This window comes from Agrobacterium sp. ES01, assembly GCF_050320885.1.
Classification (GTDB): domain Bacteria; phylum Pseudomonadota; class Alphaproteobacteria; order Rhizobiales; family Rhizobiaceae; genus Allorhizobium.
The window spans coordinates 1384953-1411063 of the sequence record NZ_JBNQTH010000001.1; the positions used below are offsets into that span (position 1 = coordinate 1384953).

28 protein-coding genes are annotated in these 26111 nt (G+C 55.8%); 15 read left to right on the top strand and 13 right to left on the bottom strand.

Annotated elements, in window-relative coordinates; translation table 11 throughout:
• Nucleotides 1–43: 43 nt before the first annotated feature.
• From ACQQ2Q_RS06795 to ACQQ2Q_RS06845, 11 genes are all read left to right on the top strand, one after another.
• Entirely contained in the window at nucleotides 44–838 is a 795-nt protein-coding gene (locus ACQQ2Q_RS06795; RefSeq protein WP_428186252.1) for a crotonase/enoyl-CoA hydratase family protein, read from the top strand.
• A gap of 11 nt (nucleotides 839–849) precedes the next feature.
• Complete coding sequence (locus ACQQ2Q_RS06800; RefSeq protein ID WP_428186253.1) at nucleotides 850–1317, top strand: MarR family winged helix-turn-helix transcriptional regulator; 468 nt, start codon at nucleotides 850–852, stop codon at nucleotides 1315–1317.
• Nucleotides 1314–2189, top strand: coding sequence for an amidohydrolase family protein (locus ACQQ2Q_RS06805; RefSeq protein WP_428186254.1), 876 nt, complete (start codon nucleotides 1314–1316; stop codon nucleotides 2187–2189). Before ACQQ2Q_RS06800 ends, ACQQ2Q_RS06805 begins: the two co-directional genes overlap by 4 nt.
• A 36-nt stretch (nucleotides 2190–2225) precedes the next feature.
• Nucleotides 2226–3341, top strand: a complete 1116-nt coding sequence (locus ACQQ2Q_RS06810; protein WP_428186255.1) for a C4-dicarboxylate TRAP transporter substrate-binding protein — start codon at nucleotides 2226–2228, stop codon at nucleotides 3339–3341.
• A 69-nt stretch (nucleotides 3342–3410) separates the two neighbouring features.
• Entirely contained in the window at nucleotides 3411–3926 is a 516-nt protein-coding gene (locus ACQQ2Q_RS06815; RefSeq protein ID WP_428186256.1) for a TRAP transporter small permease, read from the top strand.
• On the top strand, nucleotides 3923–5230 hold the full coding sequence (locus ACQQ2Q_RS06820) for a TRAP transporter large permease (RefSeq protein WP_428186257.1): 1308 nt from the start codon (nucleotides 3923–3925) through the stop codon (nucleotides 5228–5230). Before ACQQ2Q_RS06815 ends, ACQQ2Q_RS06820 begins: the two co-directional genes overlap by 4 nt.
• Before the next feature lie 594 nt (nucleotides 5231–5824).
• A complete protein-coding gene (locus ACQQ2Q_RS06825; RefSeq protein ID WP_428186258.1) occupies nucleotides 5825–6994 on the top strand; it encodes an ABC transporter substrate-binding protein in 1170 nt (389 codons plus the stop codon).
• Nucleotides 6995–7046: 52 nt separating this feature from the next.
• On the top strand, nucleotides 7047–7907 hold the full coding sequence (locus ACQQ2Q_RS06830) for a branched-chain amino acid ABC transporter permease (RefSeq protein ID WP_428186259.1): 861 nt from the start codon (nucleotides 7047–7049) through the stop codon (nucleotides 7905–7907).
• 5 nt (nucleotides 7908–7912) lie between these two features.
• Nucleotides 7913–8947: a branched-chain amino acid ABC transporter permease gene (locus ACQQ2Q_RS06835; protein WP_428186502.1), complete on the top strand. Its 1035-nt coding sequence runs from the start codon at nucleotides 7913–7915 to the stop codon at nucleotides 8945–8947.
• Nucleotides 8944–9687: an ABC transporter ATP-binding protein gene (locus ACQQ2Q_RS06840; protein ID WP_428186260.1), complete on the top strand. Its 744-nt coding sequence runs from the start codon at nucleotides 8944–8946 to the stop codon at nucleotides 9685–9687. Before ACQQ2Q_RS06835 ends, ACQQ2Q_RS06840 begins: the two co-directional genes overlap by 4 nt.
• Nucleotides 9684–10397: an ABC transporter ATP-binding protein gene (locus ACQQ2Q_RS06845; protein WP_428186261.1), complete on the top strand. Its 714-nt coding sequence runs from the start codon at nucleotides 9684–9686 to the stop codon at nucleotides 10395–10397. The genes ACQQ2Q_RS06840 and ACQQ2Q_RS06845 overlap by 4 nt, the downstream gene beginning before the upstream one ends.
• A 57-nt stretch (nucleotides 10398–10454) precedes the next feature.
• On the opposite strand, the gene ACQQ2Q_RS06850 is transcribed toward ACQQ2Q_RS06845, so the two are convergent.
• The 4 genes from ACQQ2Q_RS06850 to ACQQ2Q_RS06865 form a co-directional block, all read right to left on the bottom strand.
• Nucleotides 10455–10727 carry a hypothetical protein gene (locus ACQQ2Q_RS06850; protein WP_428186262.1) on the bottom strand — a complete coding sequence of 91 codons (273 nt, stop codon included), beginning with the start codon at nucleotides 10725–10727 and terminating at the stop codon, nucleotides 10455–10457.
• A 133-nt stretch (nucleotides 10728–10860) separates the two neighbouring features.
• Entirely contained in the window at nucleotides 10861–11715 is an 855-nt protein-coding gene (locus ACQQ2Q_RS06855; RefSeq protein WP_428186503.1) for an NlpC/P60 family protein, read from the bottom strand.
• Between the two features lie 11 nt (nucleotides 11716–11726).
• On the bottom strand, nucleotides 11727–12077 hold the full coding sequence (locus tag ACQQ2Q_RS06860) for a MarR family transcriptional regulator (RefSeq protein ID WP_428186263.1): 351 nt from the start codon (nucleotides 12075–12077) through the stop codon (nucleotides 11727–11729).
• Nucleotides 12078–12167: 90 nt separating this feature from the next.
• Nucleotides 12168–13553: a leucyl aminopeptidase family protein gene (locus ACQQ2Q_RS06865; protein WP_428186264.1), complete on the bottom strand. Its 1386-nt coding sequence runs from the start codon at nucleotides 13551–13553 to the stop codon at nucleotides 12168–12170.
• 154 nt (nucleotides 13554–13707) lie between these two features.
• Here ACQQ2Q_RS06865 and ACQQ2Q_RS06870 point away from each other — a divergent pair, with 154 nt between their 5' ends.
• Nucleotides 13708–14508, top strand: coding sequence for a tetratricopeptide repeat protein (locus tag ACQQ2Q_RS06870; RefSeq protein ID WP_428186504.1), 801 nt, complete (start codon nucleotides 13708–13710; stop codon nucleotides 14506–14508).
• Between the two features lie 258 nt (nucleotides 14509–14766).
• On the opposite strand, the gene ACQQ2Q_RS06875 is transcribed toward ACQQ2Q_RS06870, so the two are convergent.
• The 9 genes from ACQQ2Q_RS06875 to ACQQ2Q_RS06915 all read right to left on the bottom strand — a co-directional run bounded on the left by ACQQ2Q_RS06875 (nucleotide 14767) and on the right by ACQQ2Q_RS06915 (nucleotide 23736).
• Nucleotides 14767–15750 (bottom strand): type II secretion system F family protein, encoded by a 984-nt coding sequence (locus ACQQ2Q_RS06875; RefSeq protein WP_428186265.1) that lies wholly within the window; start codon nucleotides 15748–15750, stop codon nucleotides 14767–14769.
• A gap of 12 nt (nucleotides 15751–15762) precedes the next feature.
• Nucleotides 15763–16776 carry a type II secretion system F family protein gene (locus tag ACQQ2Q_RS06880; protein ID WP_428186266.1) on the bottom strand — a complete coding sequence of 338 codons (1014 nt, stop codon included), beginning with the start codon at nucleotides 16774–16776 and terminating at the stop codon, nucleotides 15763–15765.
• Nucleotides 16777–16781: 5 nt separating this feature from the next.
• Nucleotides 16782–18281, bottom strand: a complete 1500-nt coding sequence (locus ACQQ2Q_RS06885) for a CpaF family protein (protein ID WP_428186267.1) — start codon at nucleotides 18279–18281, stop codon at nucleotides 16782–16784.
• A 30-nt stretch (nucleotides 18282–18311) separates the two neighbouring features.
• The gene (locus tag ACQQ2Q_RS06890; protein ID WP_428186268.1) at nucleotides 18312–19589 is read right to left on the bottom strand and encodes an AAA family ATPase; all 1278 of its coding nucleotides are present in this window, start codon (nucleotides 19587–19589) and stop codon (nucleotides 18312–18314) included.
• A gap of 19 nt (nucleotides 19590–19608) precedes the next feature.
• Nucleotides 19609–20352 (bottom strand): CpaD family pilus assembly protein, encoded by a 744-nt coding sequence (locus ACQQ2Q_RS06895; protein WP_428186269.1) that lies wholly within the window; start codon nucleotides 20350–20352, stop codon nucleotides 19609–19611.
• 14 nt (nucleotides 20353–20366) lie between these two features.
• Nucleotides 20367–21878, bottom strand: a complete 1512-nt coding sequence (locus ACQQ2Q_RS06900) for a type II and III secretion system protein family protein (RefSeq protein WP_428186505.1) — start codon at nucleotides 21876–21878, stop codon at nucleotides 20367–20369.
• Between the two features lie 74 nt (nucleotides 21879–21952).
• A complete protein-coding gene (gene cpaB, locus ACQQ2Q_RS06905; RefSeq protein WP_428186270.1) occupies nucleotides 21953–22768 on the bottom strand; it encodes a Flp pilus assembly protein CpaB in 816 nt (271 codons plus the stop codon).
• A 129-nt stretch (nucleotides 22769–22897) separates the two neighbouring features.
• The gene (locus tag ACQQ2Q_RS06910) at nucleotides 22898–23410 is read right to left on the bottom strand and encodes an A24 family peptidase (RefSeq protein ID WP_428186271.1); all 513 of its coding nucleotides are present in this window, start codon (nucleotides 23408–23410) and stop codon (nucleotides 22898–22900) included.
• Between the two features lie 158 nt (nucleotides 23411–23568).
• Nucleotides 23569–23736, bottom strand: coding sequence for a Flp family type IVb pilin (locus ACQQ2Q_RS06915; RefSeq protein WP_428186272.1), 168 nt, complete (start codon nucleotides 23734–23736; stop codon nucleotides 23569–23571).
• Nucleotides 23737–24259: 523 nt separating this feature from the next.
• On the opposite strand from ACQQ2Q_RS06915, the gene ACQQ2Q_RS06920 reads away from it, so the two are divergent.
• From ACQQ2Q_RS06920 to ACQQ2Q_RS06930, 3 genes are all read left to right on the top strand, one after another.
• The gene (locus ACQQ2Q_RS06920) at nucleotides 24260–24667 is read left to right on the top strand and encodes a pilus assembly protein N-terminal domain-containing protein (RefSeq protein WP_428186273.1); all 408 of its coding nucleotides are present in this window, start codon (nucleotides 24260–24262) and stop codon (nucleotides 24665–24667) included.
• A gap of 175 nt (nucleotides 24668–24842) precedes the next feature.
• Nucleotides 24843–25436 carry a TadE/TadG family type IV pilus assembly protein gene (locus tag ACQQ2Q_RS06925; RefSeq protein WP_428186506.1) on the top strand — a complete coding sequence of 198 codons (594 nt, stop codon included), beginning with the start codon at nucleotides 24843–24845 and terminating at the stop codon, nucleotides 25434–25436.
• Nucleotides 25437–25510: 74 nt separating this feature from the next.
• Nucleotides 25511–26059, top strand: a complete 549-nt coding sequence (locus tag ACQQ2Q_RS06930) for a TadE/TadG family type IV pilus assembly protein (RefSeq protein ID WP_428186507.1) — start codon at nucleotides 25511–25513, stop codon at nucleotides 26057–26059.
• Nucleotides 26060–26111: the final 52 nt, after the last annotated feature.

Genomic DNA, 26111 nt, shown 5'->3' on the forward strand with positions numbered 1-26111 from the left:
AAACAAAATTGAAAATGCCGCACACGGCGGGAGGACGATAGCCATGAACGACAATCCGGGGGCGGAATTCGTGAGCTATGAGATGATGGACGAGATCGCCCATATCGGGCTCAACCGTCCAGAAAAGCGAAACGCCATCAGCGACCGATTCGTGGAAAAGATCGCCAGCGTGATCGAGCGTGCCGAAAATGAAGCGAAAGCCGTCGTGCTTCATGGCCATGGCAGCCACTTCTGCGCCGGGCTGGATCTTGCCGAACACGTGCAGAAATCCCCCATTCAAGGCGTGCGTGGCTCACGCCGTTGGCATGCCGTTTTTTCCGGTATCGAGCATGGCACGATCCCCTGGTTCTCCGCGCTTCACGGCGCGGTTGTTGGCGGTGGGCTGGAACTGGCAGCCTCGACCCATGTGCGTGTGGCCGATGAAACTGCGTTCTTCGCACTTCCTGAAGGTCAGCGCGGCATCTTCGTCGGCGGGGGCGGCTCTGTTCGTGTGGCCCGCCTGACCGGTGCAGCCCGAATGACGGACATGATGCTGACAGGCCGCGTGGTATCGGCTGAACAGGCCGAGCGCTGGAACCTGGTGCAGTATGTCGTGGCACCGGGCAAAGCTCGCGAGAAGGCGCACGAACTGGCAAAGCTCGCTGGCAGCAACGCGCCGCTTTCCAACTACGCCGTCATCAACGCGCTTCCCCGCATTCAGGACATGGCCAAGGAAGACGGATTGTTCGTGGAATCCTTCATTTCCGCCTTCACGGCGACCAGCCCCGAGGCGGAAGAGCGGCTGCGGGCCTTCCTTGAGAAACGTGCTGCGCGTATCAAAGCGCCTGGTTCAGACTGAGGAGACGGATGATGGAAATGACTGTCCGCCGTTCCGAGCGGGTCAAGGTCGGAGCGCTTAGCGGTTCGCTGGGGTTTCTTCTACGTTTGGCACAGCTCCACGCCTTCGAAGAGTTCTTCTCGGATCGCGGGCCGCAAAATTTAAAACCGGGCGACTTTTCGGTGCTGTGGGTTATCAAGCTCAATCCGGGCATCCGGCAGAGCGCTTTGGGTGAAACGCTGATGATCAAGCGGGCCCATATGACCAAGCTGATACGTGCCCAGGAAGAAAGGGGCCTCGTTTCACGACGGATACCCGATGACGACCGGCGGGCGATCGAGTTGACTTTGACGCAGGCGGGCGATGTCGAGGTGGAGCGGGCAGCAGGACTGTTCTTTCAATATGAAGATACGACCGGTGCGCCCCTCACCAAGCGGGAGCGCGAACAACTGGTCAGCCTGTTACATAAATATCTGGGCTTGGAGGAGGCCAGCAAATGAAAATCGATGAACTGCTGGCAATCGACATCCACACGCATGCGGAAGAACCCTGCAGCGTACCGCGTGACGATGGCTATGACGAGTTTCAGGCCGGCATGGCCAAATACTTCAAGAATCCTGCTGGCGCCAAGGGCATGCTGCCAACCATGCAGGAGACAGCCGCCTATTACCGCGAGCGCAAGATTGGCTGCGTCATCTTTCCGGTCGATGCCGAACGGGAAACCGGATTTCGCCGGTATGAAAACGAGGAGGTGGCGCGGATCGCAGCGGAAAACGACGACGTCCTTATTCCCTTCGCCTCGATCGATCCCGCAAAAGGCAAGATGGGCGCGCGCGAAGCGCGGCGTCTGGTGCGTGAATTCGGTATCCGCGGGTTCAAGTTTCACCCGACCATGCAAGCCTTCTATCCGAATGACCGCAGCGCCTACGCGCTTTACGAAGCCATTGCAGAAGAAGGTGCGATCAGCCTGTTCCACACGGGACAAACGGGCGTTGGTGCCGGCATGCCTGGTGGCATGGGCATGCGACTCAAATATTCCAATCCCATTTATCTGGATGATGTGGCGGCTGATTTTCCGGAGATGCCAATCATTCTCGCGCACCCTTCATTTCCCTGGCAGGAAGAGGCGCTCTCTGTCGCGACCCACAAGCCAAACGTCTACATTGACCTTTCGGGCTGGTCGCCGAAATATTTTCCGTCCATTCTCGTGAAATATGCAAACAGTCTGCTGAAGCACAAGATGTTGTTTGGATCAGATTGGCCGGCGATTACACCGGACCGCTGGCTTGCGGATTTCGAGAACATCGAAATTCGCGATGATGTCCGCCCGCTTATTCTGAAGGAAAACGCGCGGAGACTGCTCAAACTATAGATGATTTTAACGTGTTCTAACTGGGAGGAAATGAACATGAGACGAATATTATCTTTGCTTGTCGGCGTTGCGGCTCTGGCTGCAACAACTGTGGATGCCCGTGAACTTCGTGTGGCACCCGGCGCCCCACCGGCGCATCCATCGAATTCCTACATGTACCAGAAACTGGCAGAGTTCTTGCCGGAAGTGTCCGGTGGAAAGCTCACAGCCCAGGTCCTTGGACCTGAAGTCGTCACCCTTGGCCAGATGAAGGACGCACTGCAGAGCCAATTGGTGGAGGTTGGCAATCTGTTACCGCTCTACTTCCCCGCCGACTTGCCCAACATGTCGCTTGCGGGAGAACTCGCTCTGTCCGGTCGTGAACCACATGCCATGGCGGCGGCGATGACGGAATATATCGTCACCTGCGAGACGTGCCAGCAGGAGTTGAAGAAATTCGGCGTGGTCTACCTCGGCTCAGGCTCTTCCGACGTCTATGCTCTGCTGACGACAAAGCCGGTTCACAATGCCGAGGATGTCAAAGGCCTTCGACTTCGGAGCGGTGGCGCCCCGTTTTCGCGTTGGGCCGAAAATTTTGGTGCCGTCCCGGCCAATATCGGTGTGGGCGATACATTCGAATCCATGTCACAGGGCGTGATCGACGGTTCCATGGCCTCCATTGGCGATTTGCTGTCCTTCCGCCTCGTGGAATTGGTGAAGAGCATTACCTTAGTCCCCTTGGGCACCTATCACGCCACATCCGACTTCACCGTCGCCAATCCTGCCTGGGAAAGCCTTTCCGTGGACGAACGCAAGCAACTCGCGACGGCTGCCAACATGGCCAATGTCGTGTTCACTCAGCGCTGGGGTTATGACATGGCAGCCGAAGCAAAGGCTGCCGCAGAAAAGGCCGGGATCGAGTTCATCGAACCCGATGCTGCCTTTGCTGAAGCCTCGCAAGACTTTGCCGAGGCCGACAAGGAAACGGCTGCGAAAGTCTCGCAGGAGCGTTTCGGATTTGCTGACGCCGCCGAACGCGTTGCCCGCTTCTCCAGTCTCGTTGAAAAGTGGAATGGTATCGTCAAGGACGCCAAGGGCGACCCGGATGCGATCACTGCACGGCTTGATGAGGAGATCTGGAGCAAGGTGGATTTCGCAACTTACGGCATGTAGCGCCAATGCCGGCGAGCATTGTGCTCGCCGGTTTCCCTCATTCATTCAAAACCTAGCACGGGGCCGCAAATGTCCTTGGTCTTCAAACTCGCGGACAAATTGTCGACCATTCTGGCAACAATTGCGTCTTTTGGCGTGATAGCCATGATGGTGCATGTCTGCGCGGATGTCATTTCGCGTGTCCTGACAGGCGCCTCGCTACCGGCAACAGTAGAAGTCGTATCTTATTACTACATGGTTCTGGTCGCGTTCCTGCCGCTTGCCTGGGTGGAGCGCAAAGGCGGTATGATTTCGGTCGAATTGCTGGAATTCGTCATGACACCCACAATGCGACGGATCTCGGATGCCTTAATCGCCATTGTCGGCTCCTGTATCTACGCCGTCATGGCATTTGCCACCTGGCAGACAGCGCTCAAGAACTACGACACCGGAACCTTCGTCATCGCATTACAGACGAAAATCCTGACATGGCCCGGCTATTTGCTGCCCCCTGCTGGCTTTGCGCTTGCAGCCTTCATATTGCTGGTGCGCCTTTTACAGATTGCCCGACATCCGCTGGAGCGGACCGATGAGGTGCAAGCATGAGTGTTGAAACCGGTATCTACGGGCTCATCTGCCTTCTTGTTTTGCTGGCACTTCGACTGCCCGTCGCCCTGGCCCTGATTGCCGTTTCATTCGGCGGCATCGCCTCACTGCTCGGCTTTAAGCCGGCTATCGGAATCGTGACATCCACGCCCTACAGCTTCGTTGCCAGCTGGACGATGAGCGCCGTGCCGATGTTTCTTCTCATGGGATTTGTCGCCTTCCATGCAGGTTTGACCACGAACCTGTTTCAGGCAGCAAAGGCCATCTTGTGGCGGGTGCCAGGCGGCCTCGCCATCTCTTCCATTTTCGCCTGCACAGGCTTTGCCGCCGTGAGTGGCTCATCCATTGCTTGCGCCGCGGCTATGGGCCGTATCGCCATCCCGGAGATGGTCGAAGCCGGATACAAGCCAAGCTTTGCCAGCGGCGCGCTTGCAGCCGGCGGGACCATAGGCGCGTTGATACCTCCATCCATACTGATGATCGTGTTCGGGGTCTTTGCTGAAACCTCGATTACCCAGGTTTTCGTCGGCGGCATTGGCGTCGGGATACTGACGGCATTTTCCTACTGCCTCGTAGTGCTGGCAATGTGGTGGCTTCGGCCTGACATCGTTCCAAGAAGTGTGGAAGGCGGCTTTGCTGCGGCGGGCGGGTTTTCCGCCATCCTGCGCATCTGGCCCATAGGAGCCCTTGTCGTCCTTGTCTTTGGCGGACTGTTTTCCGGATATTTCACAGCCACAGAAGCCGGGGCTGTCGGGGCCGCCGGTGCAATCCTCCTATCGGCGGTGACAGGACAGCTGACCTTGAACGTCATGCGGGTGTCTCTGTTGGAAACGCTTTCGACATGCGCCTCGCTTTTTATCATCGGTATCGGCGCGTCGATGTTTACCCGCTTCCTCGGAATCACGGGGCTCTCGTCCTTCATCGGTACGCTCGTTTCGAATGCCGATCTTGGCTACGGATCACTGATGACGATCATCGTGCTGATCTATCTGGCCCTCGGGATGTTCATGGAACCCTTTGGAGCGATGCTGGTCACCCTTCCCGTGATGTTGCCCGTATTGAAATCGGAGGGGATCAGCCTCGTCTGGTTTGGCGTACTGGTGGTGAAACTACTGGAAATCGGGATGATAACTCCGCCGGTGGGTCTGAACGTGTTCGTGATCAAGAATGTAGCGTCACGCTATGTGACTGTCGTGCAGGTTTTCAAAGGTGTCATACCCTTCATCCTGGCCGACCTCGTCGTCATCACATTGACGATCGCCTTCCCGGGCATCGTGCTGATCCTGCCGCAATTGTTGCACTAAGCGAAATCCGCACCGCAGTCTCGTTTGCTTGACACACTAATGTACACATGATGTATGATAAGCCTAGGGAGAACGGAGGAACGGCTATGGATCTCGTCCATCGCCAGTATGTAAGTACCAGAGCGCGCAGATGGCGCACTATGCATACTACTTTCATTTTTCCATCTCTCAAAATTGGGAATGCAACTTATGCAGGCCGACCGCTTGCTCAGGGGAAACCGTCTTTCCCGATGAATGCCGCCAGGCGACCGCGCTGTCGATCATGTATACATATATACGCATTCATCGATCCAACCCTTTATCGATTGGCAGCCGGCCGACGGTGCAGGTTCCAGAATATTGCGTCAGTCCGGAATGTGACCTACCAATTTGATATGAGAGGCAACGCTTCCCCCGTCATACGGCGTGACGTGAAGTGGGGGCACGATTACGACAGAGCACCCTAAGACGATTTTGGACGACAACCGCCTCATGAGGATAAGGCGGTCCATGTCGGAGCAGAGCCATACCGCCCAATAGACGGGCGGTTCGTGACAAGGAGGCCGCGTGAGGAGACGCGGGTCACGGCAGATGAAACCAAGGGAGGAGTGATCCATGATTACCAGAAGAGCATTGCTTGCAGCAGGCGTCGCGCTCGGCTGCCTCACATCCGTGAACGCGCGGGCGGAAGACACCGTCAAGATCGGCCTCGTTCTGCCTATGACAGGGCCGTTTGCATCCACCGGACGGCAGGTCGATGCCGGTGTGCGCGCATTCATGAGCCTCAATGGCGATATGGCTGCGGGCAAGAAGATCGAAGTGGTGCTGCGTGACGATGGTGGCGTGGCGGACCAGACACGGCGTATTGCGCAGGAGCTTGTCGTCAATGATGGCGTCAAGATGCTGATGGGCTTTGGCCTGACACCGCTCGCCATGTCAGTTGCTCCGGTTCTCAATCAGGCGAAGATCCCGGCGATCATCACCTCGGCAACGACTTCTGCGATCATGAAGCAATCGGACTACTTCGTTCGCGTGAGCATGGCCGGCCCTCAGTCGGCTGTGCCGGTGGCAACCTGGGCGATGGAGAATGGCATCAAGCGGGTCGTGACCCTCGTTACCGATTACGGCCCTGGACATGACATCGAGAAGGGCTTCACCGATCAATTCGTCAAGGAAGGCGGGGAGATCGTGGAGGCGGTGCGTGTGCCACTGCAAAACCCAGATTTTGCACCGTTCTTGCAGCGTGTGCGCGATAGCAAGCCGGACGCTGTGTTTGTGTTCGTTCCGTCCGGAGTCGGCTCGCTGTTCATGAAACAGTTTGTGGAACGCGGCCTGGCGGATGCCGGCATCAAACTCATTGCGACGGGCGACGTCACGGATGACGATCTGTTAAACAGTATCGGCCCCGCCTCGATGGGCGTCATTACCGGCCACTTCTATTCGGCCCTGCATGACAGCCCGGAAAACAAGGCCTTTGTGGCCGAAGTGCGCAAGGAAAATGACAATATGCGCCCCAACTTCATGAGCGTCGGGGGCTATGATGCGATGCATGTCGCCTATCAGGCGCTTGAGAAGACGGGCGGCGACACAGATGGCACAAAGCTGATCGATGCCATGAAGGGCATGGAGTTGATGAGCCCGCGGGGACCGATCTCGATTGATCCGAACACCCGAGACATCGTTCAGGACATTTATATGCGCGAGGTCAAGGAGGTGGATGGCGAGCTCTACAATGTAGAGTTTGCGACCTATCCAAAGATCCACGATCCCTTCGCCGCCAACTGATACCTCATAAGGGCGGCGGATACAGATCCGCCGCCGATCCCTGCGAGGACCAATGCTGACAATCCTGTTTGATGGCATCGCCTATGGAATGCTGCTATTCGTTCTTGCCTGCGGACTGACTGTCACGCTGGGACTGATGAACTTCATCAACCTGGCACACGGCGCGTTCGCCATGGCGGGGGGCTACCTAACTGTGGTGATGATGAACCGCTTCGGTATTTCCTTCTACTGGTGCCTGCCCGCGGCATTCCTGTTCGTCGCTGCCATAGGTGCCGTGCTCGAGGTAACCTTGTACCGGCGCCTCTACGCCGCGGACCACCTCGACCAGGTTCTATTTTCCATCGGTCTCGTTTTCATGGCCATCGCCGGCGTCGACTATTTTATGGGGGGGCAGCAGCAGCTCATTAACCTGCCTCCGGCGCTTTCCGGTCGCATGGACCTCTTCGGTGTGGGCATCGGACGCTACCGCCTGTTTATCATCGTCATTTGCGCGATGCTTGCTCTCGGATTGCAGCTCATTCTTTCCAAGACCCGGTTCGGAAGCCGTTTGCGTGCCGCCGTGGATGATCGTCGTACGGCGCTCGGCCTGGGGATCAACGTGCCGATCGTCTTTGCTGTCACCTTTGCCTTTGGGTCCGGTCTAGCCGGACTTGGCGGTGCACTGGGCGCTGAGATCCTGGGTCTCGACCCGAATTTTCCGCTCAAATTCATGATCTACTTCCTGATCGTGGTCGCTGTTGGCGGCACCTCAACCGTCACGGGACCCTTTGTCGCGGCGCTCTTGTTGGGCGTCGCCGATGTTGCCGGCAAATACTATGTCCCGCAGCTCGGCTCCTTCATCATCTACGCTATCATGATCGTGATGCTGTTTCTTCGTCCAAACGGCCTGTTTTCGCGGGAGGGCGGACGATGAACCACATGGCGAGCACCGCGACATCGAAGCCGATAAACACCGCCAAAGCCGAAGCACACAGAGTGATGCGCCGACGCAGTCGTATCCGGGCCTATGAGATCATTCTCTGGGTGGTAGCATTCGGTTCCTATTTCCTGATTCCCAGCAAAATGCTGCTGCTGACGGAAATCGCCATTCTGTCGCTTTTCGCCCTCTCGCTTGATCTGGTGCTCGGCTATGTCGGGATCGTTTCACTTGGCCATACCGTATTCTTCGGAATTGGTGCCTATGCGGCCGGACTTTTCGCCCTGCATGTCTTTGCCGAACCTGTGACCGGCCTATTTGTCGCAGCAGCGGCAGCCGGTATTCTCGGCTACCTGTCGAGTTTTCTGCTTTTGCGCGGTTCAGACCTCACCCGCATCATGACCACACTTGGCATAGCCCTGATGTTTGCAGAGGCCGCCAATCAGGCCAATGACCTGACCGGCGGCGCCAATGGCCTTTCCGGGTTTTTCACCGGACCGATCCTTGGCCTTTGGGAATTCGATCTGTGGGGCAAGACGGGTTATCTCTACTGCCTGATCGTGTTGTTTTGCGTGACCATGATCGCTCGACGCATTGTTCATTCACCTTTTGGTCTTTCGCTGAAAGCGATAAAGGCCAATCAGGTGCGCGCCGGCATGATCGCCATTCCTGCGCGGCGGCGCATCGTTTCCGCCTACACGATCTCCGCCGTCTTCGCCGGGATTGCCGGTGCGCTGCTTACGCAGACAACCAGCTTCGTCTCGCCCGATGTGATGGCTTTCCATCGGTCAGCGGACGTGTTGCTGGTCCTCGTCATCGGCGGAACCGGTTATCTGTATGGCGGCATCTTCGGCGCCATCGCCTTCACATTGATCAAGGATGCGCTGTCCATCGCCACACCACAATACTGGATGTTCTGGATCGGCCTGTTGCTGGTGATCCTGGTGATGTTCGGGCGAGAGAGGCTGTCTCGCTGGGCAGGCATCCTACCGAAACGTCTGACGCGTAAAACACATGCCCCGGAGGGCCAGACATGAGCTTCGCCCTGCAAACGCGCGGATTGAAAAGACGGTTTGGTGCTTTCATTGCCACCGACGACGTCAGTCTGAAGGTCAATCAAGGGGCGCGTCACGCGTTGATCGGTCCGAACGGCGCGGGCAAGACGACGTTAATCAATCTGCTAACTGGCGTGATCCCTCCCTCGGGTGGCGAGATATTCCTCGAGGGCGAAAACGTTACCCAGACCTTGCCCTATCGCCGGGTGCAGAAGGGCTTGGCCAGAACCTTCCAGATCAACCAATTGTTCACGCCATTCACGCCGCTGGAATCCATTTCGCTGGCTATCTGCGAGCGTGATGGCGGCGGGAATGCCTGGAAGCCGCTCACACAATACAGCCATGTGATTGACGAAGCGGCAGAACTTCTAACCCGTTTTGGGCTGGGGTCTGTGATGGGCGTGCGTTCTTCCGTTCTGCCCTATGGCAAGCAACGGTTATTGGAACTGGCGCTTGCCTTTGCCAGCCGGCCAAAGGTTCTGCTTCTGGATGAGCCAGCTGCCGGTGTGCCGGAAGACGAACGCCATGAGGTTCTGGATATCGTCTCCGCCCTGCCGTCAGAGGTTACCGTGGTTCTTATCGAACACGATATGGATCTCGTTTTCTCCTTCGCAGATCGAATCACGGTTCTCGTTGCCGGTGCCATTTTTGCGGAGGGAACGGTCGAGGAAATTGCGCGCGATCCACGCGTCAAATCCGTCTATCTTGGGGAAAATGCATGACCGGGGCCGCTTTGCTCGAAACCAGGGAACTCGTGTCCGGCTACGGCGAGGCCAGCGTTCTTTCAGGCGTGAGCCTCTCTTTGCCAAAAGGCCGTACGCTGGCACTGCTGGGGCGCAATGGAACAGGCAAGACCACACTGGTCGACACCCTTGCAGGACTTACGACTTATCACAGCGGCACAGTCCACCTCGACGGTGTGGATATTACCCGAATGCGGCCGGAGCGTCGCGCTGGTGCGGGCATCGGCTGGGTCCCGCAGGAGCGCAACATCTTTCGGTCACTCACCGTGGAGGAGAACCTGACGGCCATTGCCCGGCCCGGGGTCTGGACCATAGATCGGGTGTACGGGATGTTTCCAAGGCTGAAGGAACGGCGAACCAACCTGGGAAACCAGCTTTCAGGCGGCGAGCAGCAGATGCTGGCGGTCGGGCGCGCTCTGATGCTGAACCCCAAGCTGCTGTTGCTGGACGAACCATTGGAGGGGCTGGCACCCATCATCATCGACGAACTGCTTTCAGCGCTGAACGCCATCGTGAAGGGAGACGGATTGTCGGCTATCATCATCGAGCAGAAGGCACGAAAAATACTGCCGCTTTGCGATGACGCATTGATTCTTGATCGCGGCAGCGCCGTTTACCAGGGACCCGCACGTTCGCTTTTGGAAGATGAGAGCATTCTCGGCAGGCATCTATCGGTCGAACGGCACTAGATCACGCTTGGAATGTTGCCGTATCCATATGCGCGGTGCGCGAATCGGCGCTCAACTTCACGGAACGGTTTGCGGGTTTATACCTGGAAGCCAAGTCGACGATACAGGTGGACGGGTGCTTTCATAGACCACGCCGTCGCGCTCGCACTGATAGACAAGAAACGGCATGTCATCACCGAGGAATTCCATCCCGCCCAGATGATCAGCGTAGCGTGTAACGGTCTTACAGTTATAGTCAGGCTTGGGATTGATCGTTGGGGCATCCACACCCGGTAAATCCCGGAAGGCTTGTTGCGGCACCTTCAGCTGCTCAGCGGCAAGCGCGTTCAATGGGAACACCACTACAGCGAACGCCAATATGCGCGAAATTCTACTTACCATCATTCCGGTCCAGGCCTTCAAATCCGACCTCAATATAGGCACGGGAACAAGGCCAAGAAAGGGTTGGACCTACACAAGTGCGTCAGTCGAAGGGGCGGCGGTATCCTGTCGGTTGCTCGTAGAGCCAACCGATCCGCTCGATTGCGATATCCAGATCTTCCCGGGAGACATTCATGGTGTGGCCGTTGGCATGCAGCATCACGCGCTTATCCTCCATGATACCAACATGGCCTCGCCAGAAGACGAGGTCGCCGCGCCGCAGCTCTTCCCGCGTGATCTCGCGACCAAGGCCCTCTGCCTGCATATCGGAATCGCGCGGCGCCTCGCGACCGATCATTTGCAGCGAAAGCTGGACAAGGCCTGAACAATCGATCCCCAATCCCGACCGACCGCCCCACAGGTAAGGCGTCTCGATGAAGCGGGCTGCGACCGAGACATAATCGTCTGTCGGATACTGTCCCAAGGGCAAACAATGGCCCGCTATCAGCGCATTGCCGTCGGCCAAAAGAAAATACCTGGTGCCGCGGGTTTCCGCCTCAGCAATCACTGTCACCCGGCTACCCATCGACAAGGTAGCGACATGGGGGAACCGCAGATCAGCCCCGGGATAGACAAATGTTCGCGTGGCAATGACGTGATGGGTCGGATTCTCAACCTGATCGCCAATATGGGCCACCGGCAGATAGCCGACATAGCCATCGGTAACGGCCTTGACCCAGGCCCAACCGTCTCCCCGATCAAAGACCTTAACGTCTTCACCGAACAGAAGTTCGTTATCGATGCCTTTTGCCAGATCCGGCTTTGGCCGAAGTGCGGCAACCGGCACCACAACCCTTGCAGGTTCGCCGGTCGCGAATCGTTGAGAGGTGACCTGCCCTTCAAGGGTCTGATCGGCGAGGTCTGGGCGGAACGCATTCAGGCGTCTGTCGAGTGTCATAGTCTCATCTGTCACAGCCGCAAATCCCGTCCCTGCTGCCTGATCAGGTCACCCAGTTTTTCCAGATAAAGCGCGCCGGCGACGGTGCGCTTGATGACCACGTTCCGTCGATCGATATCATCTCTCACACGATCCACAAGTCCCATGGCACCCATGGTATCGAGCGCGCGCGTGATCACTGGCTTGGTAACACCCAGCGTCGCTGCAAGCCCGCGCACGGTGTGCGGTGGCGGAACCAGATAGATCTGCAACAGGATGGCCATCTGGCGCAGCGTCAGGTCGCGTTTGTCGCCCTGCACCTGGCGCAGACTCACATGGTGCCAGAGGCCAAGTGCCTCCGAGGCAGTCAAATCTACGCTCATCGCCTACTCCAGACTATCGGTCGCCTCGCCTCCTGTTTTCCGGCAATCAGCGCGGTAATGCAAGAGTGCGAGGCGTTTGCCGTCTTCGGATCAACTCGACTTGATATGGCGGTAGAGCGCGCGAATGCCCTGTGCCTCGCCGCCTGCTGGAGAATGCGGGCGCTCGCTCGGATTCCAGCCATAAATGTCGAAATGGGCCCAACTGCCCGTGTTGGTGACGAAGCGCTTGAGGAACAGCGCTGCCGTGATGGCACCCGCCATTCCCCCCGCTGGCGCATTGGTCAGATCCGCGATCTGTGTCTTGAGCAACCGCTCATAACCTTTGTGGAGTGGCATGCGCCAAAGCGGATCATCTGTTGCCATGCCGGCTTCGAAAATATCCTGGGCCAAGTCTCCATCATCCGTGAAGAATGGTGGAAGATCGGGACCGAGGGCAACGCGGGCAGCGCCAGTCAAGGTTGCCATATCGATGAGAAGATCAGGCGCGTCTTCGTCTGCATAGGCGAGCGCATCGGCGAGAACCAACCGCCCTTCGGCATCGGTATTGTCGATTTGTACCGAGAGGCCCTTTCGGCTCCGATAGACGTCACCCGGGCGAAACGCATTTCCGGCAATGGAGTTTTCGACCGCTGGAATGATGACGCGCAGGTCCACCTTGAGTTTGGCATCCATGATCATCAGGGCCAGGCCCATGACGTTGGCAGCACCCCCCATATCCTTCTTCATCAACAGCATGCCGGCTGCCGACTTTATGTCCAGCCCACCGGTATCAAAGCACACGCCTTTCCCGACCAACGTGATGCGACGATGTCCCTTCTTGCCCCACCGCATTTCCAGCAGTCGAGGTGCCTGGCTGCTGGCCCGGCCAACCGTATGAACCAGTGGGAAATTTTGCTCGAGAAGAGCGTCACCTTCAATGACAGACACTTCAGCGTCGTAATGACTGCCAAGCTTTCGGAAGGCGTCTTCGAGATCGGCGGGTCCCATATCGTTCGTCGGCGTGTTGATCAGGTCACGCGCCAGAAAGACGCCGGCTAGAATGCGCTTGATTTCAGCACCATCTGCATCCTGCGGAATGAGCAGTTTGGGACCTGCGGGTTGTTCCTTCAGATATCGGCGGAAACTGTAACTTCCCAAACCGTAGCCGAGCAGAAGGCGGCTCGCCGTCAATGGTGCAGTTTCGATATGCCAATCACCGGCTGGCAGACTCCGGGCCAATTTCCCTGTCAAAAAAGGACTTTCGGAAGGATCAGTGCCAAGGCCAAACAAAGCGCCGCCGACATGTCCCTCATCATTGGGAATGAGACTGAACGCGCCAGGCTCTGCCTTGAACCCCGCTTTCTCGGCCCAGCTGAGCGCGAGCGGGTCGATCATCCCTGTCTCGATATAAGCCGGTGTCACCGCAAATACGGGTAGGGTTTTGCCTTTCTTCGTGCTGAAGGGGCTCGATCGTTCGATGTACTGGAAGGGGGCCATTTTCTGCTTTCTGCAACGTCCGGGAATCGTCTTATTAACACTACGTTAGGGTTAACAGATTATTGCTTGAGCGTAGATTGCGCCGTTTCTTCCCTGAGTCGAGCGGCAGTTGACACCACAGCTCAAGGACGCACCCATGTTCGTCACGGGATTCATGTCGAAAATCAGATCACGATTGCTGAGTGGCGCCTGTACGGGCCTCGCCATCCTCGCCGTATCTGGCTGCGCGACGGCGCCAAGTAAAATGACCACCGGCTCCATTCCCAAGCTGACCAAGCCTGTGGAAACGATGAACGAAACAGAGCTGCAGACTGCTTCAGAACGCATTGGCAAAGCCTACGACGCCAATCCGAAAGATCGCGATACAGGTCTCGCCTATGCCAATATCCTCCATATGACAGGTCGGGATCCTCAGGCACTGGCCGTCATGCAGCAGGTGGCCATTGCTCACCCGAGTGACCGCAGCGTCCTTGCGGCCTATGGCAAGGCCCAGGCCGCCGCAGGTCAGCTGGAACAGGCGCTGGCCACCATCAACCGTGCACAGACGCCCGATCGCCCTGACTGGAAACTCTATTCAGCGGCAGGCGCGGTTCTCGACCAATTGGGACGTTCCGGCGAAGCGCGCACGAACTATCGTATGGCGCTCGATATGCAGCCAAACGAACCCACAGTGCTTTCCAATCTCGGTATGTCCTATCTTCTTTCCGGCGATCTCAAGACCGCGGAAACCTACATGAAGAATGCGTCCCAGCAGCCTGGTGCCGACAGCCGCGTGCGGCAGAATCTGGCATTGGTCGTCGGTCTTCAAGGGCGTTTCGACGAGGCTGAGCGCATTGCGCGACAGGAACTCTCCACCCAACAGGCCGACGCCAATGTGGCCTACCTACGCTCGATGCTGGCACAGCAAGATTCGTGGAAGAAACTGGCTTCCAAGGACAAGTCCACGAAAAGCTAGTTCTCTATTCTCCCGTGACGAAGGCGCAGCCTGATTAATCGGGCGTCGCCGCGCTGCTTGGCATTAGCCTCCAAATTACAGCGAGCCCGAAAAATCCCGCACCGGACAATGCAATGGGGCAGTTCAGGCAGCACGGGCTGACACTATCTCTCGGCTCATCGACTATTTCATTGTTCGCTATTGGACAGCGGTCGCTGCGACACATTCAACGGACGTGAATGTTCGTTCGATAGCCTTCAATCGCACTCGAACCATCAATTAGAACTTGTCGGCGACCTGAATTCCTGCGGGGCCAAGAATGACCGCCACCAGGACCGGCAGGAAGAAAAGAATCATCGGCACTGTTAGCTTCGGCGGCAGAGCGGCGGCCTTTTTCTCCGCTTCGTTCATGCGTTCATCACGACCTTCCTGAGCCAGAACACGCAACGCCTGACCGATCGGCGTACCGTAGCGCTCCGCCTGTATCAGTGCCTGGGTGACATTCTTCACACCGTCCAGCTGAGTACGTTCACCCAGGTTTTCCAGCGCTGTGCGTCGGTCCTGCAAAAAGGAGAGCTCGGCAGTGGTCAAAACCATTTCCTCCGCCAATTCAGCAGATTGCGGCGCAACTTCTTCAGCAACACGACGCATCGCAGCTTCAATCGATATACCGGACTCCACACAGATCAACATCAGATCAAGCGCATCCGGCCAAGCGCGTCTGATGGAGAGCTGCCGCTTCTTCACCTTGTTGGAGATGTAGATATTCGGCAGATAAAATCCGATGTAGCCGGCCACAATCATCGCCAGAAAACGAACAAGGAATGCTTTTTCTGCCAAATTTCCAAGTACAAAAATCCAGAATGCACCAAGCGCCAGAAAGATGAATGGCAAAACGAATCGCGCAAACAGAAACATGTTGAGCGCGTTCTGTGAGCGATATCCAGCGGCGCGAAGTTTGGAAACAGTCGCATCATCGACCAGCGCCTTGCGGAGGTTGAACCTCTCGACAATCTGGCGCACCGACTGGTTATTGCCAGCTCTCAAGCTCGCCTTACCGTGTGAGCTCTCGGAGTTCATACGTGCTCGCTCGCGTGCACGTATCTGGTCACGTTCGGTCGATACTGCTCGCATGCGCTTATTGAGGTCGCCACGCTCCATGTAAGGGATCACAACGGAGTAAAGGGTGCCGAAAACACCAAGCGCGACAAGCACTGCCACAAGAAGTGCCGGATCGGTCAGTTTCGTCGAAAGCTCCAGCATGACGGTCGTTCCTCAGATGTCGAATTGGATCATGTTCCGCATGACCAGAATGCCGATACTCATCCAGACCGCCGAGCATCCCAGGATCAGATGTCCACGCGGATCGGTAAATAGAATCATGATGTATTGCGGTGAGGTCAGGTAAACGAGCAGGGCAACGACGAATGGCAGTATGCCGATAATCGCGGCCGACGCCTTTGCTTCCATAGACATCGCCGACACCTTGGCTCTCATCTTCTTTCGATCACGCAACACGCGAGAAAGATTGCCCAGTGCCTCGGAAAGGTTACCGCCCGCCTGATTTTGTATTGCGATAACAATGGCGAAGAAATTGATCTCTTGCAAAGGCATGGTTGTCGCCATGCGCTGACATGCCTCCGGAATACTGAGGCCCATCTGCTGCGATTCGACCACACGCCGGAATTCTGTACGGACAGGCTCCTGAGCCTCGGTTGCGATCAACCTGAGAGCATCGTTGAGCGGTAAGCCGGACTTGATAGAACGAACCATGACATCGAGAGAGTTCGGAAATTCTTTCAAGAACAGGTTCTTGCGCCTGCTAATCAGAAAGCTGAGCACCCAGCGCGGCACGCCTAAAACAGCAATAGCTGCAGCACCGGCGACAATCGGCAGCGGGGCGCCGAAAACCAGCGTAACCAAAAAGATGCCCGCGCCAAGAGCAACACCCATCAAATAGAATGTGGTGATGGAAATCGAGAGGCCGGATTGGACCAGACGCATTTTCAAACTGACATTAGACGCCTTCCTGGATTTTTCCTTTTGCTTTCGTTCGAGCTCGTTGATTGAATCCTGGACGGATTTCTTGCGCTTGGAGATTTCCTGAACGCGGTCTCGCGCAGCCTTGACCTTGGTGCGATCCGTTTCGGCCGACTTGACTCGAGCGATACGGTTTGTTGTTTTGCGCTCAACCTCGATACGAGCGTACATCAAGGCGTACGCGGCCGCACCCGCGGCTATGGCGACAAGCGCGACAATTGCCAAAATGATCGGGTCAAATCCAAACATCTGCTCTAGATCCCACCACTTGCCTGTTCCATCGCGTCAAGCGCGGCGGCCAGACGGCGTTCTTCGTTGTAATAGCGCGCACGATCCCAAAAATGGGGCTTCCCGATACCGGTCGACTTATGGTGGCCGATGATCTTGCCATTCATGTCTTCGCCTTCGATCTCGTAGCGCATGAGATCCTGTGTGACGATGACATCGCCTTCCATCCCGACAACTTCGGTAATGTGCGTAATGCGGCGGGAGCCGTCGCGCAGACGCGCCGCCTGAATGATGACATCGACAGAGCCGGCGATGATTTCACGAACAGTCTTTGCGGGAAGGTTGAAGCCGCCCATCGCGATCATGGATTCCATACGCGATAGGCATTCCCGCGGCGTATTGGAGTGAATGGTGCCCATTGATCCGTCGTGACCGGTGTTCATTGCCTGCAACAGGTCGAACACTTCCGGTCCGCGCACTTCGCCGACTATGATCCGTTCAGGACGCATACGCAGGCAGTTCTTTACAAGATCACGCATGGTAATTTCGCCCTCGCCCTCAATGTTGGGCGGGCGGGTTTCAAGGCGAACCACATGAGGCTGCTGGAGCTGCAATTCTGCCGTATCTTCGCATGTGATAATGCGTTCATCAGGATCGATTTTGCCAGTCAAACAGTTGAGAAGGGTCGTCTTACCCGAGCCGGTACCGCCGGAAATCACGACATTGCATCGGACCCGACCAATGATCTCCAGGACATCGGCACCCTGCTGGGTAATCGATCCGTATTTGACAAGCTGCTCAAGCTTGAGCTTGTCTTTCTTGAATTTACGAATGGTGAGTGCTGGGCCATCGATGGCCAACGGCGGTGCGATGACGTTGACACGAGAGCCGTCGGGCAGGCGCGCATCGCATATCGGGCTGGATTCATCGACTCGGCGACCAACCTGGCTGACGATGCGCTGGCAAATTGACAAAAGCTGTCCGTTGTCACGGAATCGTATCTCCGATTCCAGTGTCTTTCCTTCAACTTCGATAAAGGTCTGTCCTGCACCGTTGACCATAATATCGGCGATGTCGTCTCTGGCGAGCAAGGGCTCCAGGGGGCCGTAGCCGAGCACATCGTTGCATATGTCCTCCAGGAGCTCTTCCTGCTCCGAGATCGACATTGCGAAATTCTTGATCGTGATAATGTCATTGACGATGTCGCGGATTTCCTCGCGCGCGCTTTCGCCGTCAAGCTTGGCCAACTGGGACAAATCGATGGTATCGATCAGTGCCGAGAAGACCTGTGACTTCGTGTCGTAGTAATCCTGTGTGCGCGCTGGCTTCTTACGCGCAGGCGTTTGCATTGGGGGTGGCGTCACCTGTTGACGCGAAGACGCCTCCTCGCGGACAGGCTCAATAATCTGGGTGTCCGACGACAAGGAGTTCTGTGCGGGCGCAGGTGCCTGCGGAGGGGTGACAGTGGCAACACCGCCGTCCTTGCCACTTCTACCAAAACCATCGCCACCGCGTTTGCCAAACATACTACTTAACCTATTCGTTCATCTGGGGCACTATGCCGATTTGCGGCCCAACAGGCTCAGGACCGAACCCAAGCCGGCTTTTTTGGGCTTCTTAACAGTCGCGCGACCCGTCAACAGATGTGCAAGTTGTGAGAACGTCTCGGACGTCGGAGATTTGGCGTCCAGTTCCGAAATCATACGACCACTGTTGGCGGCGTTCCCGAACAGCTGAACATCGAAGGGCACAATCGCGACAGGCTCGATTTCAAGCGGTTCGCAGAAGTCGGCAGGTGCAATTTCCGGCCGCTTCGGCATGCCAACCTGATTGAGGATGATATGCGGCGTTTTATCGTTGGGTCTCAGTTTCTTCAGCGCATCCAGCATGTTCTTAACGTTGCGCAGATTTGCGAGATCGGGTGTGCAGGTGATAACGACTTCATCTGCCTCGGAAAGGACGACCCGCGTCCAGTCAGACCAGTTGTGCGGGATGTCGAGCACGGTGACAGGAGCACTGCGCTGCAATAGCTCCATGACGGGCTGGAATGCGCTGCGATCATAATCGTAGGCGCGATCAAGCATCGACGGTGACGCCAGCAGAGACAGGTGCTGCGAGCAGGTCGTAAGCAGACGATCCAGGAAGACTTCATCCAGACGTTCAGGCGAAAATACGGCTTCGGAAATGCCGAGTGCCGGGTCCTGGTCGAAGTCGATGTTAGCCGTGCCGAACGGGAGGTCCAGATCGGCGAGGATCGTTTCCGTCGAAAACAGATTGGAAATTGAAAACGCGCAATTATGAGCGATTGTTGACGAGCCAACGCCACCCTTGGCGCCGATGAACGCAATGCTTCTGCCCAGCGGTTCTGAATCCGGGTCTACAAATATTGCTGCAATCGAGGCAATCACCTCAGACATAGTCACCGGGGCGACCACATATTCCGAGATACCGTTGCGGACCAGTTCGCGATAAAGCGCGATATCGTTGTATCGCCCAATGATAATGACACGGGTGCTGGGGTCGCAAACCTGCGCGAGCGGGGCTAGCTCATCAAGAAGGCCTGCAGGAGTGGCATCTGTCTCAAGAATAATCAGATTGGGTGTCGGTGCTGAGGCAAACATGTTCGCGGCGGCCATGATATTGCCGCTGGTCACGCGCATGCTAACCTTGGCCATACGACGGTCTCCACCGCATTTTTCCATGAGCCGTTGTACCTCTTCCGAAATACAGAAGGCATGCACGGAGATCCGCGGCAACGGACGCAAAGCTTCAAGATCGCCTGCCTGCGGCTCCTGCGCGGCGCGTGTCTCAATGTTATAGTCGATCGCGCTCATTGTTCTGTAATCCTGTCCATCAATCAGAGGATCCGGTGGTGATATTGGTGCGGTAATCACTGATGACGTTAGCCCGCTGGGTGGCGTCGATTGGTGACATCTTGCGCGGCGTCAGAAGGTCCATCGGACTTGAAATCTGGGCGGCCAGATTGTTCTGCGAAGCGCAACCGAAATTATGGTAATTGCGGTTTTGCAGCGTGTCATTTGCGAGATCTTCGGGCCATTCTCCGCACTGATTGGTGACCGCTGTCATTGCCACATATGACAATCTAATCGGTGCCGCATCGCCGCTTGCATCGGCTTGATAACTGGTTTCAACAATGCGTGGCGACGGAACGCCCGATCTCGTCAAGACCGCCCTGATTTCTTTGCGCACTTGATGTGCTGCACCTGAATTGGGCGAGCCCTGCGGAAGAAGAATCTGGACGATGCCAGAAGCGCTTGAGGCGTATTCAGCCGCAAAACCGGCGATCGCATCTTTCATGCCGGTCGTCAGCCGTCGATCCCCGGAGGAAACTGGAACGTCGAGCGTGTGCTCGACATCCGTCAGGGTGATCGGATGGCGTGTCCGATAGTCATCGACGGCCCCTGTGGTCATGCTGTCCTTGTGCATGTTGCCGCAACCGGCCAGCAGTCCCGCTGACGCGATAACCAGGATTGCGCAAGCCGCCTTCCCCAAGCGAACGCTCACTGGAGCAGATCGATGCAGTGGCATACGCACCTCCCGGGTTGGCTTACCAGCCGTGACTGCCAGCTTCTTCATGTCGATCTCCGGGCTCATTTGTAAATAAATCCGACTGCGCCGTGATATTGACCCGAGACATCGGCTTCCCGGCGCCCGTAGACCTTGTTGACCCTGTTAAGGAAGAACGTGGCCGCATCGTTATCTGGATTGAAATTGTCATCCGGACGAGCCAATTGGTTGCGCGCGACGGGACGTACGAGATATGGCGTCGCGATAATGACCAGTTCGGTCTCGTTACGCATGAAGTCCTTGCTCCGGAAAAGGGTCCCAAGAATCGGAACCTTCGCGAGACCAGGCACACCGGAATAGGCCTGACGTACGTTGTCCTGCACCAGGCCAGCGATCACGATAGACCCGCCGGAGGGCAACTCGACCGTTGTCGATGCTTCACGTTTGCGAATGGACATATATGTGTTGCCAGGGATACCGGACGCAGTATTGCCAGTGACGTTGGAGCCCTCGTAAGTCGGTTCCGAGACATTGGTCTCGATCTTGAGACTGATCCGTCCAGGTGAAAGAACGACAGGACGGAAATTCAGCTCGATACCATAATCAACGGAGTTAGTTGTCCGGCTTACTGTCGTGGCACCAGTATCGGAATCCACACCGATTTCCTGCTCGCCGGCCAAGCGATATTCGCCACCGACATAGAATTTTGCTTCTTCTCCAGAGATCGCGGTCAGACTAGGCTCTGCCAGAGTTCGCATCACGCCCGCCTGCTCCATCGCATTGATGTAGCTGCTGATCGTATAGCCGCCGATGCTGCCCACTATATTGGGCAAAGTGCCGCCGATTGCGTTGGTGACGCTCGCTGCGTTTCCAAGGTTGGCGGGATTATTGTAACTGATGCCGCTAGCACCGTCGGAAGCACTTCCGTTAAAACCAAGTTGCTTGAGAACCTGGCGGCTGACTTCTGCAACGGTGACCTTCAACGAAACCTGATCTTCACCCTCAATCGTCAACAGGTTGATAATCTGCGAGACTTGGCGGTCTTCCGCGAAGATTGCCACATCGCCACCATTGTCACCGCCAGAAGCTGTCTGGTTACGGGTCGTCGCCTCACCACCCTTCAGAAATGCCTCGGCAAGGCTCTCTGCACGAGCCGCGTCCTGCGGAGTACGAACCGATCCAGTCATAATGATATTGTCGGATACAATTTCGATTGAGATGTCAGATTCCGGAATGAAGCGGCGCAGGTTGTCCTGAAGGCCTGCGACATCTCGCTCGATCTCGATATCGAGACTGACAATCTCCTGCCCTGCGGAACCGAAAATAAAGATGTTGGTCTGCCCAACCGCTTTTCCGAAGAGGTAAATTCGTCGCGACGTGCGCGTCACCGCATCTGCCATCGTAGGATCCGCAACGAGAATATCATGCGCATCTTCTGGAAGATCGACGACCAAAGCTTTGTTCAGACCAAGCTTGATTGTGCGGCGTGCGCCGGGACCTGATTCAGCGATCCTAACAACACTTTGGGATGCGGCTACAGCGACAGACGGTGCCAGCACTGGAGCGACTGCGCTGAACGGCACGCCTGATACCATAAGACTGACGGAAATTCCGCCGACCAATGAGCTTCGAATTCGTTTTTTCAAGCAACGCACTTTTCTGTCTCCGCTCATCTCGATGGCGCCTTCTCATCCGTCGACTTGACCACTTCGCCAGACTTGATGATCTGGATCGACGGTGATCCTGTATCTCCGCTCAAGAGATAGTCAGCCGCGGAAGTATCTGCTTCCTGCGCGTCGGCAACGGATCGAAGGGCAAGCGAAAGCCTGTCAGCCATCTGTTGTGCAACAGTGATCACCTTGGTTTGGTCTGGTGTCAGTTCGAGCGTGGCTGTTGTTCCCACGACGGATTTCGATCCGTCTTCCTTCTGCTGGATCTGCTGATCAATCGCGAGTACGCGCACATTGGTCAGGACAGTCTCGGTGAGATAATTCGAGCCATCACCGCGGCGAACCATGATCACGTCGACCCGATCGTTGGGAAGAATGAAACCACCTGCTCCAGTGGCGACCGAAATCTCAGTGGCCACTGCTCGCTTGCCCGCAGGGAGAAGAGCAGACATGATCCGATCAGATGAATCTGCGATTTTTTCCATGCGGACCGGTTCGCCCTCGAACATTGGCAGACGAACGACAACACCCTTCAGTTCATCAAGGGCTTGAGGACGTGTCGAGCTGGTGATGAAGCCGTCGACAAGATCGCCTTCTGGCCAAGCCATCCACCGCATGGACTTTTCGTTCAGACGCGATCCGACTGGAAGATTTTCTGCGGACACCAGCACGTCGACCGTGGGTTCCTTTTTGATCACCGACTCCGCCTGCTGCACGATCACTTGGTCGTTGCCGGTAAGGCGCATAGCCAGCAATCCGGCAAGACCGGCCGCCAGAACGGCAATAGCGAGAATTATGATGCGGGCGGGTTTCATGATCGATCCTTGAGGGACTCAACAGAATTGTCGGCATCAGAATGATCAGGAATTGGTATAATAATGGTTAACCGGACCCTTACAGGCGTGGTTAACGAAAACTTTCTTCTTGCCGGAAGACGCTATTTCTCAGGAAACGCGCTCGAGAGCCCAGACAACAAAAGGTGACTGCGGATATGCCACGACACCCGCAACAGCGATGGCAATGCCATATGGAATCTTTTTGGCTACAAAGATTGAATTAGGCAGAGGAAGGCCCATTGCCATGATCGTGGACGACTGGGTCCGGATCAACAGGATGACGATCGTGAGGAAGCCGCCCATATAGGCAACGCCCACCAGAAAATCGAGCAAAGGCATGCCCATTCCAAACCACAATGCCGCGGCTGTCAGCAATTTGGCATCCCCGCCGCCCATGACGTTGAGGGCGAAAAGTAAAAAACACGCTGTGAATACCGCTGCACCGGCTGCAAGATGCATGGCGAATGCTGTCCAGCTCAAACCGACAAACGGACATAGAAAAAGAAAGGAGGCCAGAAGTATCAATGATATACGATTGGGGATCTTCATCTCTAGGAAATCGGTCAAACCGGCAAGAACCAGACAAAGCGGAAACACCAAAAATATGACACTGACGATCATTGCTGCACTCGCATTGTCGAACTTGGCCTGGGGACTTTATTTCCCGGGGAACCACTCTCTGAAATCTTTCAGTTTGGTGGCTTACTCTCGTATACCTTTGACAAATAGCAGAAAGTCGCCTTTCCAAGGGAAAGGCGACTTTCTAGCAACAAAACCTATCAGGGCTTAATCTTTGTCGCGATGTTGCTGAATGTCGTGTTCAGCGATGTGCCCAGCGCGCCAGCGCCGGTGATCAGGGCGACCGAGATAAGGGCTGCGATCAGGCCGTATTCGATGGCCGTTGCACCCGATTCGTCCTTAAGAAAACGTGCGAAAATCTTGTTCATGTTACTCTCCTACTCCACAAATGTTGGTCAGCACTTCCCGGCAACTGTTCGCCGTTGCTCGGATGTCCAGGACCTTACACAGCAGGCCATTGCCATCAGCTTAAGAAAAACGGTTAGCAAAACACTAACGTGGGCTTGGGGGAGAATTGGTAAATGAGACCACAATGGAAACTGTTTATATTTGCGAGAACACCCCGAAATCAGGGCAATCCCTCTAAGGGGACAATGAAAATTGCGGAATACTTGCTCCAAACATGTACATCGAAAAGCGCGACTTGCTTTAGGCACACTACTATAAAGTGCAATTTGTTTTTTACGACGCACAGAATTTTCGGCCTGTATTACAACGAGACATCTGATTCCATTCAACCTTGCAATGCCAGAGCCAAAATCCTTCCTGCATTCCGTTCGCTTTGGCCTATTTGGCAACCATCTAGCTCCACTTAACGCTTCGTTCACCAATCGAAGCCATCATAACGTTGAATTCCCTGAAGTAGCGTATTGTTTCCGGAAGGCGCGCTGGATGTTGGTTCGCAACGGTTTTATTTCCCTTGCCACAGGTGCATGTGCCACCTTTTTATTGTCCGCAATGCCCGCAATGGCAGAGGAGGACATGCTTCGTGTCTACATGGATCACGCCCGCGTATTGAAGCTGGACCGGGCAGTGAGCAAAGTCATTGTCGGGAATTCGGACGTCGCCGACGCAACGGTGGCGGACCCCCAGACCATTGTTCTGACCGGCCGGAATTTCGGCACGACCAACCTGGTTCTGCTGGATAGCGATGGCAACGCTATCGTGGATGAGCGAATTCTCGTGTCGATCGACGAGGGAAATACGGTCCGCGTTTATAAGTCCACCAGCCGTACGGTGTTATCTTGCACACCAAATTGCGAGCAGCATGCGGAGCGTTCCGGCACGAGCGGGAACTAGCCTGAAAACAATCCCTGAGGTCAAACCCTGCCTCAGCCAAGGCTGCCGATTTCGTGGCAATTCTAGGAAAACCGGAAACGGAAAATCAACATCTTCGATCTAACATCAAGCCTTGATTTGTGGGGTGTAGATGCTGAACCTGTCCAAAATCTCGAATGGCTACCGCGCCACCAGAATGGCGTCATGGTGCAAACTTGCCGGGCAATTTCGCCGCTCGCGCGATGGGGCCGCAGCTATTGAGTTTGCGATACTTGCCATTCCCTACTTCATGATTATCTTCGCAATACTTGAGACCTTCATCGCATTTTGGGGCGAAGAACTTGTCGCGAACGCAGTACAGACAATGTCGCGTGAGCTGCGGACCGGCAACATCACATACAATCTGGGTCGGGATAACAACATGACGGAAAAGCAATTTCGCGCTGCTTTCTGCGATGAGGTATCGATCCTGATTTCCTGCACACAGGAAGAGATCAATACGCCCTCGAGACTTTTCCTGGACATTAGAAATTTCAAGACATTCGCGGACATTCCCACAGCCATTCCGAGAACATCGTCCGAAACCTCCGCTCCTCTGGATACATCGACATTCGCCTACAATCCGGGTGGACCAGGCACGATCAACATGATGCGGGCCTATTACAAGTGGCATGTCATCACCGATCTCATCAGACCCTATATCTCGAACGTTCGTCCCGAAGAAGGCTCGAGGCCCACTGATTTCCTCATCGTTGAGACTACAGCATTCGTAAATGAGGACTACCCTTGATGCAGTTCTTCAAGCAACCGCCCGGCCTCATAGGCAGGTGTAAGGGTTCACTTCGCGACGCTACATCGATTGCAATGGCTACGCTTTCGCGCTTCCGCAACGATTGCAGCGGTGTAGGCGCCATAGAATTTGCTCTGATCGCACCAATATTGATTGTAACCTATCTGGCTTCGTTCGAACTCACGATGGGTCTGAGCGCGGTCAAGCGGACGACCAATTCCGCAAGCGTGGTCGCTGATCTCATCAGCCAGAAATCGAGCGTCACGAAAGCTGAACTCGCAACGATGGAGGACGTGGCGAAAAGCATATTCGCGCCCTATAGCGTCACTGGTATCAAAATGAAGATATCGGGCATCACCATCAGCGCCACTAACAAGGCGACCATCGCTTGGTCCTGGGCAAATGACGGGAGCACTCCTTATGTTAAGGGAAGCGAAGTCAGCCTCGCGAGCAACCTCCTCTATCCCGAAACCTTCCTGGTCCACAGCGAACTTTCGGTACCTCACGAATTGCTGATGTTCATGCCTGACATTTCAAGGTCCGTCAAAAATATCACAATCAGTCGCGAATACTATTATCGCCAGCGCGTCGGTGACGCCGGGATTTCCTGCAGCGATTGCTGAATCGTGTGCAAAAATGCCAGCGTTTGCCAAGTGTCGTATGAAGCGTTATTCA